The organism is Endozoicomonas sp. SCSIO W0465, from assembly GCF_023716865.1.
Lineage (GTDB): Bacteria > Pseudomonadota > Gammaproteobacteria > Pseudomonadales > Endozoicomonadaceae > Endozoicomonas.
Map to the genome: position 1 here is coordinate 4,525,144 of NZ_CP092417.1, position 16,117 is coordinate 4,541,260.

Annotated in this window: 11 protein-coding genes and 1 tRNA gene; all 12 read right to left on the reverse strand. The window is 44.5% G+C overall.

The window, feature by feature from the left end:
* Positions 1-69 precede the first annotated feature (69 nt).
* The 12 genes from nadA to MJO57_RS20440 all read right to left on the reverse strand — a co-directional run bounded on the left by nadA (position 70) and on the right by MJO57_RS20440 (position 16,032).
* Positions 70-1,107 carry a quinolinate synthase NadA gene (gene nadA, locus MJO57_RS20385; RefSeq protein ID WP_252027078.1) on the reverse strand — a complete coding sequence of 346 codons (1,038 nt, stop codon included), beginning with the start codon at positions 1,105-1,107 and terminating at the stop codon, positions 70-72.
* Positions 1,108-1,374: 267 nt separating this feature from the next.
* Positions 1,375-1,450: transfer RNA gene (locus MJO57_RS20390), tRNA-Lys, on the reverse strand.
* Between the two features lie 48 nt (positions 1,451-1,498).
* Complete coding sequence (gene queC, locus MJO57_RS20395; protein WP_252018290.1) at positions 1,499-2,194, reverse strand: 7-cyano-7-deazaguanine synthase QueC; 696 nt, start codon at positions 2,192-2,194, stop codon at positions 1,499-1,501.
* 72 nt (positions 2,195-2,266) lie between these two features.
* On the reverse strand, positions 2,267-2,905 hold the full coding sequence (queE, locus tag MJO57_RS20400; protein WP_252018292.1) for a 7-carboxy-7-deazaguanine synthase QueE: 639 nt from the start codon (positions 2,903-2,905) through the stop codon (positions 2,267-2,269).
* Positions 2,906-3,191: 286 nt separating this feature from the next.
* Positions 3,192-4,052 carry a tol-pal system protein YbgF gene (gene ybgF / locus MJO57_RS20405; RefSeq protein ID WP_252018294.1) on the reverse strand — a complete coding sequence of 287 codons (861 nt, stop codon included), beginning with the start codon at positions 4,050-4,052 and terminating at the stop codon, positions 3,192-3,194.
* 114 nt (positions 4,053-4,166) lie between these two features.
* Complete coding sequence (locus MJO57_RS20410; protein WP_252018295.1) at positions 4,167-4,727, reverse strand: OmpA family protein; 561 nt, start codon at positions 4,725-4,727, stop codon at positions 4,167-4,169.
* A gap of 476 nt (positions 4,728-5,203) precedes the next feature.
* Positions 5,204-6,538 carry a Tol-Pal system beta propeller repeat protein TolB gene (gene tolB, locus MJO57_RS20415; RefSeq protein ID WP_252018296.1) on the reverse strand — a complete coding sequence of 445 codons (1,335 nt, stop codon included), beginning with the start codon at positions 6,536-6,538 and terminating at the stop codon, positions 5,204-5,206.
* Positions 6,535-7,305, reverse strand: coding sequence for a cell envelope integrity protein TolA (locus MJO57_RS20420; RefSeq protein ID WP_252018297.1), 771 nt, complete (start codon positions 7,303-7,305; stop codon positions 6,535-6,537). The genes tolB and MJO57_RS20420 overlap by 4 nt, the downstream gene beginning before the upstream one ends.
* A 96-nt stretch (positions 7,306-7,401) precedes the next feature.
* Complete coding sequence (tolR, locus tag MJO57_RS20425; RefSeq protein ID WP_371924652.1) at positions 7,402-7,854, reverse strand: protein TolR; 453 nt, start codon at positions 7,852-7,854, stop codon at positions 7,402-7,404.
* A 24-nt stretch (positions 7,855-7,878) separates the two neighbouring features.
* Entirely contained in the window at positions 7,879-8,559 is a 681-nt protein-coding gene (gene tolQ, locus MJO57_RS20430; protein ID WP_252018299.1) for a protein TolQ, read from the reverse strand.
* A 130-nt stretch (positions 8,560-8,689) separates the two neighbouring features.
* The gene (locus tag MJO57_RS20435; RefSeq protein WP_252018300.1) at positions 8,690-12,049 is read right to left on the reverse strand and encodes an ATP-binding protein; all 3,360 of its coding nucleotides are present in this window, start codon (positions 12,047-12,049) and stop codon (positions 8,690-8,692) included.
* An 80-nt stretch (positions 12,050-12,129) separates the two neighbouring features.
* Entirely contained in the window at positions 12,130-16,032 is a 3,903-nt protein-coding gene (locus MJO57_RS20440) for a hypothetical protein (protein ID WP_252018301.1), read from the reverse strand.
* Positions 16,033-16,117 lie beyond the last annotated feature (85 nt).

Below are 16,117 nucleotides of genomic sequence, written 5' to 3' on the forward strand. Positions count from 1 at the left end.
TTGAATTATTTGGTATGAAATAAATGACAAGTTAAACCTAACCAGTACCACCGAAAAAGCAGGGAAATATTAACTCGTCGCCGTAAAGTCCAACATGCGTTGTAAAGGCTTTAATGCCTTGTTTCGCAACTCATCACTGATTTCTATAACATTCAGGTCATTTGGACTTTCCAGACACGCTAAAAGGGCATTAAGGGTATTCATTGCCATCCATGGGCAATGCGCACAACTGCGACAGGTAGCGCCATGGCCTGCGGTTGGAGCCTCTAAAAACCGCTTCTCAGGTGAAGCCTGCTGCATTTTATAGAAAATACCCCGATCTGTAGCGACAATGAATGTACCGTTCGGCATTTCCCGGGAAGCTTTCAACAACTGGCTCGTCGAGCCCACTACATCAGCAATCTCGACCACTGAGTCAGGCGATTCCGGGTGAACCAGCACGACCGCATCAGGATAAACACGCTTCAGATCCTCAATGCCTTTCGCTTTAAACTCCTCATGAACAATACAGCTACTGTCCCAAAGCAGCATATCTGCACCGGTATTTTTTTGAATATAGCTGCCAAGGTATTTATCCGGCCCCCAGATAATAGCTTTCCCCTGAGCATCAAGTTCTTCAACGATATCAAGCGCACAGCTGGATGTAACCACCCAGTCTGCCCGTGCTTTTACAGCCGCTGATGTATTAGCGTAGACAACAACTTCCCGATCAGGGTGCAGATCACAAAATGCGGAAAACTCTTCTACTGGGCAGCCCAGGTCAAGTGAACACTCGGCTTCAAGCGTTGGCATCAGCACCCGCTTTTCAGGGCTGAGAATTTTGGCCGTTTCCCCCATAAAACGAACGCCAGCCACTATAAGTGTTTCGGCATCACTCCGGGCACCAAAGCGAGCCATTTCCAATGAGTCCGCAATAAGGCCACCAGTCTCATCAGCCAGTTCCTGAACGACGGGATCTGTATAATAGTGAGCGACCAGAACCGCCACCCTCTCATCCAGGAGCTGTTTTATTCTGCTTTTACTGGCTTCCTTATCAACCGGATCCTCCGGTAATGAAGCCTTCTGCAAATGGCCCTGAACGAGCTGTCTGTCAATCACTGCATTCATAAAGCTTGCATCCAGCAAAACACTTTACCCTTTAATCTCATTAATGAATGATTTCATATAAAAGACAGGCAAGCGTCTGCAGTTTCCTCTATCAATCAGCTATAAGCCGAAAATAATGCATCACGTCCATCCACAAAATGGAAAGAAATTCAGCGCCGCACTATTTTCATGCCACCCTATTTAGGAAAAAGTGGCAGCAAGTCTAACACAGCATCAGCACTAATAATAATTTTGGTGAAGAGATAATATGGAAGGCTGGAGAGGAGATGGTGGGTCGTGTAGGATTCGAACCTACGACCAATTGGTTAAAAGCCAACTGCTCTACCAACTGAGCTAACGACCCAATTGCACGAATTATACGCGCCTGTATTCGTTTTACAAACGAATTGAATTATACCGTAATACGATAATGCGTAGGATCAATAACCCCTGCTTCAAGAAATCCCTTTCGCCGGTAACTGCAACTATCACAGACACCGCAAGCTGCTCCGTATTCATCAGCCTGATAGCAGGAGACGGTCGCACCATAATCAACACCCAGCTTCACACCCTCAGTAATTATTTCAGACTTGGTTAAATTCAGAAGGGGCGCCCTGATACGAAAAAGATGACCCTCAACACCGGCTCGTGTGGCAAGATTTGCCATATTTTCAAATGCCCTCAGATACTCAGGGCGACAGTCCGGATAATTTGAGTAATCAACAATATTGGCACCGATGAAAATGTCACGAGCCCCCAGCACCTCTGCCCAACCAAGGGCAATAGAGAGAAAAACCGTATTCCTTGCCGGAACATAAGTTAGCGGAATCTGGCTCTGAGCCTCCTTGAGGGGATCACTGAAAGCCGGAACAGCAACACGATCATCCGTCAGTGCCGAACCGCCTATATCAGTTAAACCCAGCGTTAAAACCTTGTGTTCATTCACCCCCAGAGCCTCAGCCACCTTACGGGAAGCCTTAAGTTCGGAACGATGGCGCTGCCCATAATCAAAACTGACCGAGTAACATTCGAACCCCTGCTCTAAAGCCATTGCCAGAACAGTGGCCGAATCCAATCCTCCGGATAAAAGGACAACAGCTCTGTTCATAGGCAACACCCTTTATTCAACAAAAATCATGGGGCTTATTGCTGCTGAACACGCAACAAAAGAACAAAAACCCTAAACACCCGGCAGATCTCCCCAAATCATCCGGTGCAGCTGTAATTGAAACCTCACAGGCAGCCTGTCCTCAAGGATCCAGCCCGCCAGTTCTTCGGCAGGCATTTCACCACTCACTGGCGAAAATAGAACATCGGATACCCTGTTCACCAAGTCATATTGGATTATTTTAGAAACAGACCATTCATAATCCCCACGATCGGCAATCACAAATTTCAACTGGTCTTTTTTTTCAAGAAAACCGATATTTTCGTATACATTCCGATGCGACTCGCCTGAAGCTGGAGGCTTCAAATCCATCACCCTGACCACCCTGGAGTCCACTTCAGAAAGACTGATCGCTCCACTGGTTTCCAATGAAACCTCATAACCCTGGTCAGCCAGACTGGTTAGCAATCCATAACATTCCTTTTGTGCCAGAGGCTCTCCCCCGGTCACCGTCACGTATCTGGGTTTATATTCCGATACCTTGCCCAGGATGACGTCAATAGATAATAAATCCCCACCCTTGAAGGCATACTCCGTATCACACCAGCGGCAACGCAGGGGACATCCAGTTAAACGTACAAACACCGTAGGCAGCCCGGTTGTTCTGGTCTCTCCCTGCAATGAGTAAAATATCTCAGTAATTCTTAGCATGTAATATGCCTGTCAGCATCAAACATTCAAATCAGATGAGGGTATAGAGTTCTGACGGCCGTTGATATTTGTACTACGTAGATCCTGTGGCTATTGATAAGACGAGAGCAGCATGAGCTGCCTATCGGAACCTCAGCTGCAACCTGTAAGAAAATTACGACCAAGAACTAGTGTAGCAAAGAGATAGCACTTGCACCGTGTATTCGATAAATAGAAATTGACAAAGAGAGGAAAAATCAAAGAAGAGTCAAGCTGGTACAAGCACCCCCATACCAGCCATCGGATATCAGGAACCGCCCATGGCTCTCAAATAAGTTTCGGAAAGCTTTGCAGCAGAACTATCAGGATATTGCTGAATAACCGACTCAAGGAGCTTCTTTGCTTCTTGTTGATTGCCGAGCAAGTCGTGAACTCGTCCGAGTTTATAGCTTGCATCGGCAACTTTAGGACTTTTAGGAAACTCATTCAGAATGACCTGGAAGGACACTTTGGCTGCATCATAATCTCCCTGAGCCATATCGACCTCACCCAACCAATAATGAGCATTGTCTGCATAACGGCCTTCAGGGTATGTTTTCAGCTGCTCCTGAAGTGCTTTTTTCGCTTCATCAAACTGTCTGGAGCGAATAAAGCCAAATGCCGACTGGTAAGCGGCTTCCTCAGCTTTCAACGCCGATTGATCTTTTTTTTCTGCAGCCGCTGCCACGGGAGCGTTAACCATCCGCGGCTTTAAGTTAGCAACTGGAGCCTGATCAGCAGCTTCCCCAATTTGACCATTCAAACGAGAGACTCGCTCATCAAGATCAAGATACCTATCCCGGCCTTCCTGCTGCAGTTGGCCAATGCGAAAAGCGTGCTCTTCCAGCAGCCCTCGCATCTCCATCATTTCCTGTCGAAGCTGATCAATCGTATTAAGCAGGTGCGCCGTATCATTGTAATCATCATCGGTATCAGATGAGGATGAAATCATAATCGGTTCATCTGAGATCTTATTGATAACAGCGTGAGATTCAGCTGAAAAACCCAGTGGTCTGGGCTCTTCAACGGGAGCTGCAGCAGTTGCCACTCCACTCAGAACACCAGCAAGCAATACTGGAAAAGCCAGCATCCTTAAAACCAGCGTTGGGTTAGTTTTTCCTCTACGCATTCATCCCCCAGACAAATAAGGATACCAGCCACATTCTGAACTTCTTTTTTCATCGGACTAATTTGCAGGAAGTCCTTAAAAGGAGCATATCAAAAATATGGCTGGCATCATCGATTACTCGGTAACAATTACCGCACGACGGTTTAAAGCCCACGCCGTTTCATTGTGCTCAGGATCCAGAGGCTTCTCAAAGCCAAAGCTGACCACTTCAATACGGCTGGCCGCTACACCTTTAGCGACAAGGTAATCTTTCACGGCCATGGCGCGACGCTCACCTAACGCCAGGTTGTAAGTACGGGTACCACGCTCATCCGTATGACCTTGAATGACGATATTTTTCATGTAGCCCAGATCAGAAGTCAGGTACGCAGCATGCACATCCAGAGACTTGTATGCTTCATCACCCAGCTTGGAGCTGTCAAATGGGAAGAAATAGGTATTCTTCTCAAGGAGCGCCTGAATCTCTTCCACAGACTCATTAATCTTGCCACTATCTACGACGGCCTGAACTGCTGGATCCAGAACGGGCTGAACTTCAACCAGCACTTCCTCTTCAACAGTAACAACCGGTGGCGGGGTTTCAGCAGGGGTCGGCTCCTTCTTGGAAGCACATCCGGCCAGCCAGATAGCAGCGACAGCCATAAGAGCTGCTTTAACAACATTGGCGATTTGCATTTTCTACTCCAATCATTCTCTACGGGGTTGCAAAAATTTGTGCAGTACACTAACAGAACTGAGGTCACCCGACTAGCCCGAGTACCAAGGGATGATAAGATTTCCTCAGATAAAGAGCTACCCAAAAAAAGACAGGTTTGAAAAGAGTGGAGAAAAAGGATGACGGAGTCATTTTAACCACCCCGGTATATCCCAGAAGGCAGACAAAAGTCCGATTGACAGCCAATCATGCAGTATTCCACCGGTGGAAAGTACGAGAAAAGACAACCTTTCCATCCAACAACCTCCGCCATTGCCTCCCCTTACTCAGTTTGAGGCTGTTATCGATCAGCCTATCCATTAACTCCCTGCTGTAAGCTTTAGGCAGCTCATTCACATGAGCAGGTTAAACGAGCATAGCAGCAAGTCGGAAAATCGGCAGGGCGAATACATCTATCTTCTGTCGGCTTAAAGGAACAATTGACTCTGCCTTCGGGTTACCTGAGTTCAATACTCGGACCCCATGCAGGCTCCCTAACATCGCCCTCAGCAGAAGGCAATCGCTGCTTCACACGACCATCTGCAGAAACAATGCCCAACTCACCGTTCTTGCCACCCTGGACAGAATAGATCAGTCTGCGGCCACCCGGAGCAATACTGGGAGAATCCTCCAGTTTGGATGACGTCAGCAGCCTCAGTCTATCTGTATCCAGATCAAGAACCGCGATGTTATAGTCGGCAGCTCCCTGCCCTTTATGCACCAGAGCCAGCGACTTACCATCGGGAAAGACCTTGGCCCGGGCATTGAACCGCCCTTCAAAGGTTAGACGACGAGGCTTACCTTTTGAACTATATTCACCATTACTTTTACGACTGATCTCCTGCTGATAGACCTGAGGACTCCCACCTCGATTTGAGGTAAAAACAATACTGTTACCATCTGGCATCCAGTCTGGTTCAGTATCTATCGCGTAATGAGTCGTTACATTACTGACTTTGTTCGTTGCCAGATCAAGAATATAAACATCTGGATTGCCATCCTTGGAAAGCACCATGGCAATGGATTCACCATTTGGAGCCCATACCGGAGAGCTATTCAGCCCTTTAAAACCAGTCAGTTTTTTGCGGATTCCCGTTGCCAGCTCCTGCATATAGATGGCAGGACGCCCCTGTTCGAAGGATACATAGGTAACCCTGGTTCCGTCTGGCGACCAGCTGGGCGATAAAATAGGCTCACTGGAGCTGAAAACCTTCCTGTTGCGCTTACCATCTGCATCGGCATAATTAAGCTGATAGTCCGTCCTCCTGGCGTCATGCCGCTGTGCTGTTACGTATAAGATCCGGGTTGAAAAATCGCCTGTCAGGCCAGTAATCTTTTCATAGACAGCATCGCTGATGCGATGAGCCATTTCCCGAAGCTGGACACTGTTTCCGGTAAATCCCCCCTTGGCAATACGCTTTCCCCTGATAACATCATAAAGCTGATAGTTCATGGTGTAAGCATTATCCTTAAGAGCCACCTGCCCGGTTACCAGGTAAGAAGCCCCCAGCACCCTCCAGTCACGATAATAAACCTCTGACTCACTGGCCGGAAAACTGAGCATACCAGCCCTTGGCAGCGCCTTGAACAGACCACTGAGTTTCAAATCGTTATCAATAATGGCCGCTGGGTCTTCTGGCAGTATCTTCTCCCCTTGCCAACTGAAGGGTGAAACCGCCATGGACACAGCTTTATCATTTCCCCGGGTTACCTCAATAATGAGCTCTGCCTGAGCAGCAATGCCCCAATACAGACAGCAAAATAATAAAACGGTTTTGAATAAGTGCCTCATTTAACCAGATCCTCGGGTCTGAATCGGAAAGTAATTCGTCGGAAGTATTGATCGAAAATTCGCCGATCAAGATCTTTCAACTCTGAAAAAGGCGACGCCCGGCGTATGGCCTGAATCACTGAGCGATCAAACTCATCATTTCCACTGGACTTTACCATCACAATATCCAGCACATCCCCAAAGGGAGAAAGGCTGATTCGAATTTCTGCCACCATGTTATTGCGTGCACTGGGAGGCCTATTCCAATACTGTGAGGTCAGACTTTTAATCAGCGCTGAGTATTTTGCTTGCTGGAGCTGGTCGTGCTCAAGCTGCTGGGCAGCTTCCAGAGCCTGCCGCTCCATTGCCAAGGCTTGCTCGCGTAATTGCTGCTCTTTGTGCTTTTGTTCCTTTTCCCGCTGACGCCTCGCTTGTTCCTGAAGCTCTCGGGCAGCTTCCTCCTTTTTACGAAGCGCTTCTTTCTTTCTTTCCTCTTCCTGCTTTCTTTCCTTTTCCCGCTTCAAAGCCAAAGCTTTCTGCCGTTCCTGCTCCTTTCGTTGCTGTTCAGCCTTTTTGCGCTTTTCCTCTGCTATTTTTTTTGCTTCTGCCCGCTTTCTTGCTTCTTCTTTGCGCTTTTGTTCTGCCTGAGTCTGTGAAGGCTGCCTCACCGTTTGAGGTTTTGCCGCAGGTTTAGGCAGCTCTACCAAAGCGGCACTGATTGGCATCGGCGGCACTATTTCAGGATTGGAGTCTGTACTCCAGTTGACCAGCAGCACGCCAAACATCATAAGATGAAGAACCAGAGAGAGGGCTATAGCAAAGCCATACCCTTCTTCCCCCCTTGTTAAAAAAGCTGGAAAAGCAATATTAAACCATCTCTTCATCTACCGCTCTTCCATGCCAACCGCCACCGGATCAGTGACCAGCCCTACATGACTGATACCTGAGTTTTGCAGGCCAGCCATTAATTGTACTACCGAACCATAAGCAACATTAGTGTCTCCCTGAATCAACACCTGGATGTTTGGTCTGACACTCACCAGCTTACTGACTTTCTCTGTCAGAGAAGGAAGGTTAACCGCTTTGTCATGATCAGATCCGATGTCCATATAATAACTGCCATCGGCCTTAATAGAGACGACCAGGACCTCTTTATCGTCGGGCAGAGCGATATTGTCACTACTGGTTTTGGGCAGCTCAACTTTCACTCCCTGAGTCATCATGGGAGCACTGATCATGAAGGCCACCAGTAGCACCATCATGATATCGATAAACGGCACCATGTTTATTTCAGACATCGGTTTACGGCGATTTCTTATCCTTGCCCCACTTCTCATCGGCGACATTTCAGTATGATCCCTTTATGCCCGGCTATAAACTTTGCGGTGGAGGATACTCGAAAACTCATCCGCAAATGTCTCGTAATTGGACAACAGGGCTTCTACCCTTGAAGCATATCGGTTGTAGGCGACAACTGCAGGAATAGCGGCCACCAGGCCAACGGCAGTTGTCAACAAAGCCTCGGCAATGCCCGGTGCAACAGAAGCAAGCGTTGGCTGCTGCACAACAGCCAACCCCCGAAAAGAGTTCATAATACCGACAACTGTTCCAAAAAGACCCAGGTAAGGACAGGTAGATCCTACGCTGGCAAGAAAGGGAAGGTTCGCTTCGAGACGCTCCTGCTCTCTGGAAATGGCTACCCTCATGGCCCGCTGAGTACCCTCCATAACCGCATCAGGATCAGCAGTCCCCTGGTTACGAAGGCGGGTAAACTCGGCAAAACCGGCTTTAAAGATGTGCTCCAGGCCTGAGCCAGAATGTTCATTTTGTTGCACTTCCTTGTACAGCAAAATCAGATCCATTCCCGACCAGAAACGGTCTTCAAAAGCAATCATGGCCTGCTGTGCATTGCTAAGCAGGACTCCCCGCTGGATAATCATCATCCATGAAACAACCGATGCAGCGACCAGCAACAACAACACCAGCAATACGATCCAACTGGCATTACCAATCAGAGCCCATAGGGACATACTTTCTGCCACTGACAACCTCTCTATCCATCAATCATCAAGTCGAAAATAGACTGTTCATAACACCATAAACCAGAATAAGGATCAGAACTACTTATAAAGATGAATAAAAGTCAGGAGATTTGCACAGTTTACACAGAAGCTACGGGTCAGGATCATTCAGCAAAACGTTATGTAGTGTCTCCAGCCCCATAACATCAAGTAGTTTACACAACTCGATAATTTTTTCAGGGAAGTTGCCATAGCCCGGCTTCGAAGACCACGCTTCTGCCTTATCTTCAAGTGTGTTCAGATCACCTATATCCAGCGATAGCTTCAGAGCGGCAACCATCTCTTTCTTGCAAGGCTCAGAGAGTGGCAAATCAGCAGACAAACAATAATCGTTTTCCAAATGTTTATAAATACAATTAAACAGTTCATCAAAACGCACAGGTTTTGCAATGAATCCACAAAATCCTGATTCAGCAATTTTTGCTCTTGTCTGTTCTGACACACTGGCAGAGATTGCCATAATCTTGATTGATCGCTGACTACTGATACTGTGAATCGCCCTGGCAGCATCAAAGCCATCCAGACCCGGCATTCTAAGATCCATCAAAATAAGATCGTAGCGAGTCGTTTTGCATTTCTCTACTGCTTCAAGCCCGCCCTCTGCAGCTTCAACATGAAAAGATTTGGACTTAAGTGCCTTCACCAACATATCTCTATTATTAACACTATCATCAACTACCAGAATTTGTCGTTTACTAACGAATTCCGGTTTTATATCAGACTCCGTTGTTTTGGAAGCTGTACCAGCCAAAACGTTTCCAGGCTCCTTATGGATAATCTGGTATGGAATACTGAAGTAGAAACGACTTCCTTTTCCATGCTCACTCTCAACCTGAAGCTCCCCCCCCATTGCTTCCACCAGACGTTGACTGATAGACAGTCCCAAACCAGCTCCTCCAAATTCCTGCCCTCTCTTTAGCTGTGTAAATGGCTGGAACAGCTGCGCCAAATCTGATGATAAAATTCCCACACCACTATCAAGTACTTCAAATTGAAGCTTTTCACCTTTTGCAAAAACCTTTAAATGGACATCTCCATTATCAGTAAATTTTACCGCATTCCCAATCAAATTGATCAACACCTGGCGCAGCTTGACGTTATCGCCAATTATCTCCAATTGCACATGTGGATGAATATCAAATAGTAAATCCAGACCTTTAACCTTCGCAGCTTCTAGAAAATTGGCAAATACCATGTCCAAAGTCACCTTGAGATTAAAAGGCACCATCTGACTGCTCACCGTACCGCTTTCAATCTTGGTGATATCCAAAATGTCATTAATCATCGTCAGAAGGTGTAAACCACAGGCTTCAAGAGATGACAGGCTTTCTCTGTATTTCTCAGGAACATCACTATCCGCTAACAGCAGCTGCGCGTAACCAAGGACACCATTAAGCGGGGTTCTCAACTCATGACTGATATGTGAAAGGAATAAAGATTTTGCCTGACTTGCCTTTTCTGCAGTTTCTTTAGCCTTGAGCAGCTCGCCTTCAATCTGTTTTCTTTGGGTAATGTCACGAACGACGATGGATATAAGCAAACCATCGGCGGTGGTCAGAACATTACTGGATATCTCAACTGGAAATCCATGACCATACTTATCAACCCCCCTGGAGAGCTTGGCATCCAGACAATGACTGCTAATATCATCTGAGTCCAGTTTCCTGAGAAGCATGAGATCTGACCGGTACTCAGGATCAATTAACAGCGCCAGGGGAAGTCCCAGCAGATCGCCCTCATGATAACGAAAGAGGTCTTCAACCCTGGGATTCACAAGGTTAATAACACCGGTAATATCCGTGATAAAAATAGCATCAGGTGAACCCGCTATCAGTGCCTTGAATTTTTCCGTATCACGGACAAGATGGGTAATATCGTTACCCATACACTCAATACTGTTCAAATGTTCAGCGACGTTTTTCTGTGTCAGGGAACTTTTATTGGCTTGTCCTGCACAACTTAATTCTATACAGCGTACTGAACCCTCTTTATGAAAAATTTCCAGTTCAAATGTTTCATGCCAAACTCCTTCTGGCAGTTGCTTTAAGAGGCTTCTAAATGTGTCGTTCATTGCTGAACCTGTTAAATAACCTTGTATTTTTCCAGAAAACTCCTCAACGGTGAAACCCAGGACGGAAGTAATTGATGGGCTAACATAGGTAATATCGCCTGAACTGGCCAGATGAAAATAGAAATACCCTCCCCTCAGCTGCTGAACAAGACTCGCCATATTTTGAGCTCGAGCTTTTTGCAAAGCTTCTTCTCTATTTAAAAGTCGTTCCTTTAATCTGATGAAGCTCCTGCTCAGACTAACAGCCTCATCTTTTGAATCCCGGATGTTTTCACTCGAGTCAACGGGCAAAAAACCAAACGTGTTCATCTGCCGCTTTAATTCATTCAGAGGACGCGTAATCCTTCCTGATACTCCCCATAAACATATAATTGATAAAATCATAGCCAGACCAATCAGGCTTGCACTCAAGGAGGCCTGTTTATAGACTGGCTTCATGATGTCTGTTTCCATTATGCTATAACTGAAAAACCAGCCAGTGGATTTAATAGGAACAGCTGCTGACCATTTGTAACTACCTCTGGTTAAAATACGAACACTGACCAGTCTGCTCTCCTCGACAACATTCTGCAAAACCTCTTTCATAAATCCACAGGGCTCATCAGGCCCGGAAGGTTTAATTGGACTATAAAGTAAATGCTTGAATGACCCCCCGTTCTCGGATGGAAAATTCAGTTCACCACTGCCCTCACAAGGTCCCAGTCTTGAGAATTTTTCAATAGTTCTGTACTTCAGTAGCGATATGCCATTTGCGTAGACAATATTGCCGGATGGGTCTGCAATAATCAGGCGAACCCGAAAATCCTGATTTATGGGCATATTAACCAGTTTAGCGGCATCCAAATCAATCCTTAAAAAACGAATCCGTTGGCTATCATCAGACACTCTGAACAGAAAGCTGGTATAAAATATGGCCCCGGTTAATTCAGTATTAACATACCAGTCATACTCATAATTATTTTTTATCGCCAAATAGACTTGATCCGGAATGGAGTAACCTGAACCTTGATCTTCGGAAACAAGATTTTTAGTCATCTTATCGAAATGAACAGCCTCTTTACTTTTTTTTTCAAAATCGACAATTGATATTGATCTCACATAGGGCATATCACTGAAAATTGAAAGAAATTTAGCGGAAAGGCCATAATAAGAGATCTCAGTAGCGGATAAGGATAATGCCCTGCCAGCCAGGATAACTTTACTGATTCTCGCATCTACGTTCGCCGCATATCGCATGGTTTCATTAAGATGTCTTCTCCCAATTTCCTCAGAAGCCGTACGAAAGGTAAAATACAAAAAGAGAAAAGTAATAATACAGTAACAAAATACAGCGGGAAGCAAATTAAACAGGGTAATTTTCTGACGGATGGATGTGGCCATAACAGCAAATTACTTCCATAAAAACTTCATATTAACTGCAACTGCGCTTATCAGAAAATCATCATCCAAAATGACACGCATTATTGATCTCTATAGAATTTCTCATTGACTTCAAGCTCACACTCCAGAGAACTCATACTATCCGTGTCCAAGTCCATACAGGACGTATATGACCCACCGTCAACGGCTGACTCGAGGGATGGATCCACACAACCATCACCATCTATTTTCTGGAAAAAGTCCTCATCATAACCGCTGCATACTCTGACTACCGGAGTATCATGCAGTAGAAAACTACCCGATCTATATCCATATCCCCCTTCTATAAACATAAAATCCGGTTTGGATGATGACGTTTCTTTGATACTTTTTTTAATCTTTTCCTGAAGCGTATTCATGGTAAGCCCACTATTAAAGTTCATGAAGGAGATATCATTGCCATTTCTATCCTTTGTGAGACGTAACATCCATCGAGCATACATTCTGGTATATGGTGAAGGCGATAGCATGATAAGATACACTCTGGGAGAACGTTCCCTACCAAATTCATCTTGTATCATATCTACATAACCACGGAGCCATGGCTTTAATCGAGTCATGATGCTAGACGACAAATTAATTTTAATAGAGACACACTCATTACCCGGCTCATTCTCCAAGGTTTCTGCACAGCTTCCCGGAACCCATACCACGAGCTTCTTTAGAAAATCCGCATCAGAAAGCTTTTCACTTTTTTCACTTCCAGAGCTTATTTCCTTTCTGGCTTCGTAGAGACTTTTCAGCCCTTGAAGGACATTTTCAAAAAATAATTTTGCATAACTGTCCTGACACGGCATATATTTCACTGGTAATGAGCATTGCAGTTTACTGGTCTGCTCTCCTTTCTTCTTGATAAAGATACTGGACCATGGGTTTACACTAACATCACCAATCAGATAGGAGTTCTCCGGCTGATGATTAACAAGTACCATAGTATCCATTGTCATATTCTCAACAACCTCATGAAATGCCTCAACACCAGAGCATTCTTCCATACGAAAACAGGCATCTTGTGACACAGGCCTCCACTGATATAAAGCCGTTCGAAATACCTTATCATGCCCATGAAAAGGCTCAATCAGGAGAACATTAATTTTTTTGTCATAAGTTTTTCTGATCACTCTTTGAAAGCAAGGTATGGTAATCAATGGAGATTCACTGTTAACATCCTTAGCATCTGCTAGCAACTGATAATCTAATTCAAGGGTGCTGTCGATACTATTACCCTTTACAGGCTTATAGCCATAAAAATCTTCCCAATATTTCAGCCAACGAAAAGCAGCATCACTAAAGGTTTCTTTTGTATTGCAACCATTTGGTAAGAAATGGATAACATCACCTTTAGTTACCATTTTAATCATTACTTTGGATTCAACATCTAGCAGAACACTTTCATCTGCTTCATTATGAGCAGAGACATTCTCGTTCATTTCTTTCGACAAAACATCTGCCAAACTATCTTTTATTCGTCTCATGTGACCAAAAACCACATCAGACAACCGTCGAAGTAAATCCATTCTTTTTGATAAGGGTAACGACTTGATTTTCAAATCACACAATTTAGCCTGAGGAGTTGTACATTTATCAAAATCGATCCAAGGATTCCTTATAAAGTTACCAAAATAATCTGATACAAATTCAGAAAATTCTATACTTAATGGATCATCTTTTTTACAGTCGATAGCTTTCTCAAGGTCTTCAAAGCCTGTAAAAAAATGTACAGCACACCAGGATAAAAATCGACCATCTTCAGCCAATAAAGAAGACACTTTACTGACCACATCGCGCAATGATGAAGTTTCCTCTTTATGTGAATCATGACTAACCGATTCTGCAGCAAGCCTGGATTGTGTTTTTTCAAGTTGACGAAGATCATTGGTCATCATTACCATTACAAACAATTTTGACATCTGTGGGTCTTCAGACATTTTTGAAATAAAGTCATGTCGCTCAGGAAACCAGTCCATCATAAATTGATTTCCTGGCAAAATCTGGCCATCGATGGTAATGGTTGCAGGGGCTACATCAAGGTAAATCAACTGATGTTTCTTTCGATCATAGGCAAAATTTGAAAAATTTCCATCAATAACACATTTTATCACCCAGCCATTGCCTTTTTCCCCGATTATCTTATTAAAGCGATCACACCGGTCTATCAAATCCAGAATACCTTTAATGATTTCAAATTTAACCTCAGGTTTTTCATTGGGATCTTTCAATATATATTCAACCATCTCTCCCTGGTCGTATTTTCTCTGCAATCCTAATACCGATATACGGCACTCTTCATATGATTCCGATTCAACCTGACTGCCATTAGTTGGCATTTTTTCTGTTCTATTACGATAGTCAGGCATCACTGGCTCGTCATCCTCAGCTCTGATCGGAACGGGTACGATGTCAACATTATTGAAAGCATCGGACTCTGATGGACTATTTCTTTTCTTTCTGCCCAGCTCAGACTCACCACCGCAAACAGCACCATTGGAAACTTTTTTTCCAGAACAACCAAACTCATGGATTGGCTCATTATCAATAGCGTGATCCCGATACGGCACCGCTATATATTCTATAGGGCTCAGTACGAATTGAATTTCTCCATTTTTTCCCAGTTTAGGTTCTGTCATCACACACGAGCATATTATTTGTGTACTACCCAATGTCCTGATCGTTGTTCCAGAAGTTGAGAGATTCATGCGCCGCATGATTTCTTTTGCCGCTAATTTATTAAACTCTGCATGTGTAAATACCCGTTGCGCAATTCCTGAACCAAGATATTCACCGACAAATGCATTTTTTTCGGGCGCAGTCTGTTTTTTATTTCTTACAATCGGTATAGACTTCTGATGTAGAAGATCCCTGTTTGTTCGATTATTTATACTTCCATCCGGATTTCTTTCCAGTTTATCTCTCGTAGATTTAAATTCCTTATCGACATCAAATATCTCATCAAGATTCGGATCAGGACAGTTAAGAAATGGGGTTTGCAACTCAATAAACAGATTAACTTTTTTTGGAGTTGTTACAGGCACACTACATGAAAAATAAAGTTGATTCCTGTCAGTTCGTCCAGTCACCAATCGATAGCCTGCAATTTTAGAAACAATTTGATCATCAGGCATCTTTTCACGAAATCGAATCAGGAACTTCATGTCAGATTCATCATCAAATGGATCAAGCGTTCTTACTCGATCAAGCAGTCCTGAAAACGCTCTATCACCCTCAAAACCAGCCAACTCAATATAGATACCATTAGGAGTAAGCATTGGAATTGGATGGGTAGCCTGATCAGAATCCAGGTAATCAAAGGGGTTGAGTTGATAGCAAACAATATCGGGGGTTAACCGTGTAACAGCACAGGTATGTTTTATATGTAAATACAGTTTATCTACATCATTTCTTGCGTAAAACCTTACCTCATAAAAAGAATTCAGCGCAAGATTTTCACTATCAAACAAAGCAACAAATTTCTCCATAACAGGGTGAAGATCGTGGGAAAATGGCTCACTATTACACTGACCTATATTACTGGCAAATCCTAAACTTTTCGCAAAACCCATCAACACGGCAAGGTCTTCAAGTTGACTGAGAGTACTGTACTCTGTTTTCTGCTTCTTGATCCCACCATAAGACCACACTATATCAGAGGCTGACACACGACTTTCAACAACTCCAACCGGTAAACATTTATTTAACTCAGGATACTTAACCACACGGCATCTCCTGCCTTCTACCCCTGCTACTTCCCCCACCCTCTTGTTATTATTCCTCCCGGGATTTAAGCTCTCACTGAAAAACATTGGTTCCTGTCCTGAAAAAGGAGTCACACGCCTTTTGGTGCCAGAAACCCGTATTTCCCCTGATGGAAACTTTGGCCCTCGTAATTCGTTTTTAGAGCGCACCTGCATCCCGTAGGGAGTTCCAGGCTGTCCGGATGGGTCCATCGTTTACATCCTGTTTTTTAAATCTTACCGTCATTTGACCAGGGCCAGTTGAGGTTTTCTTGCATGCCCGGTGTATCAAGACGCT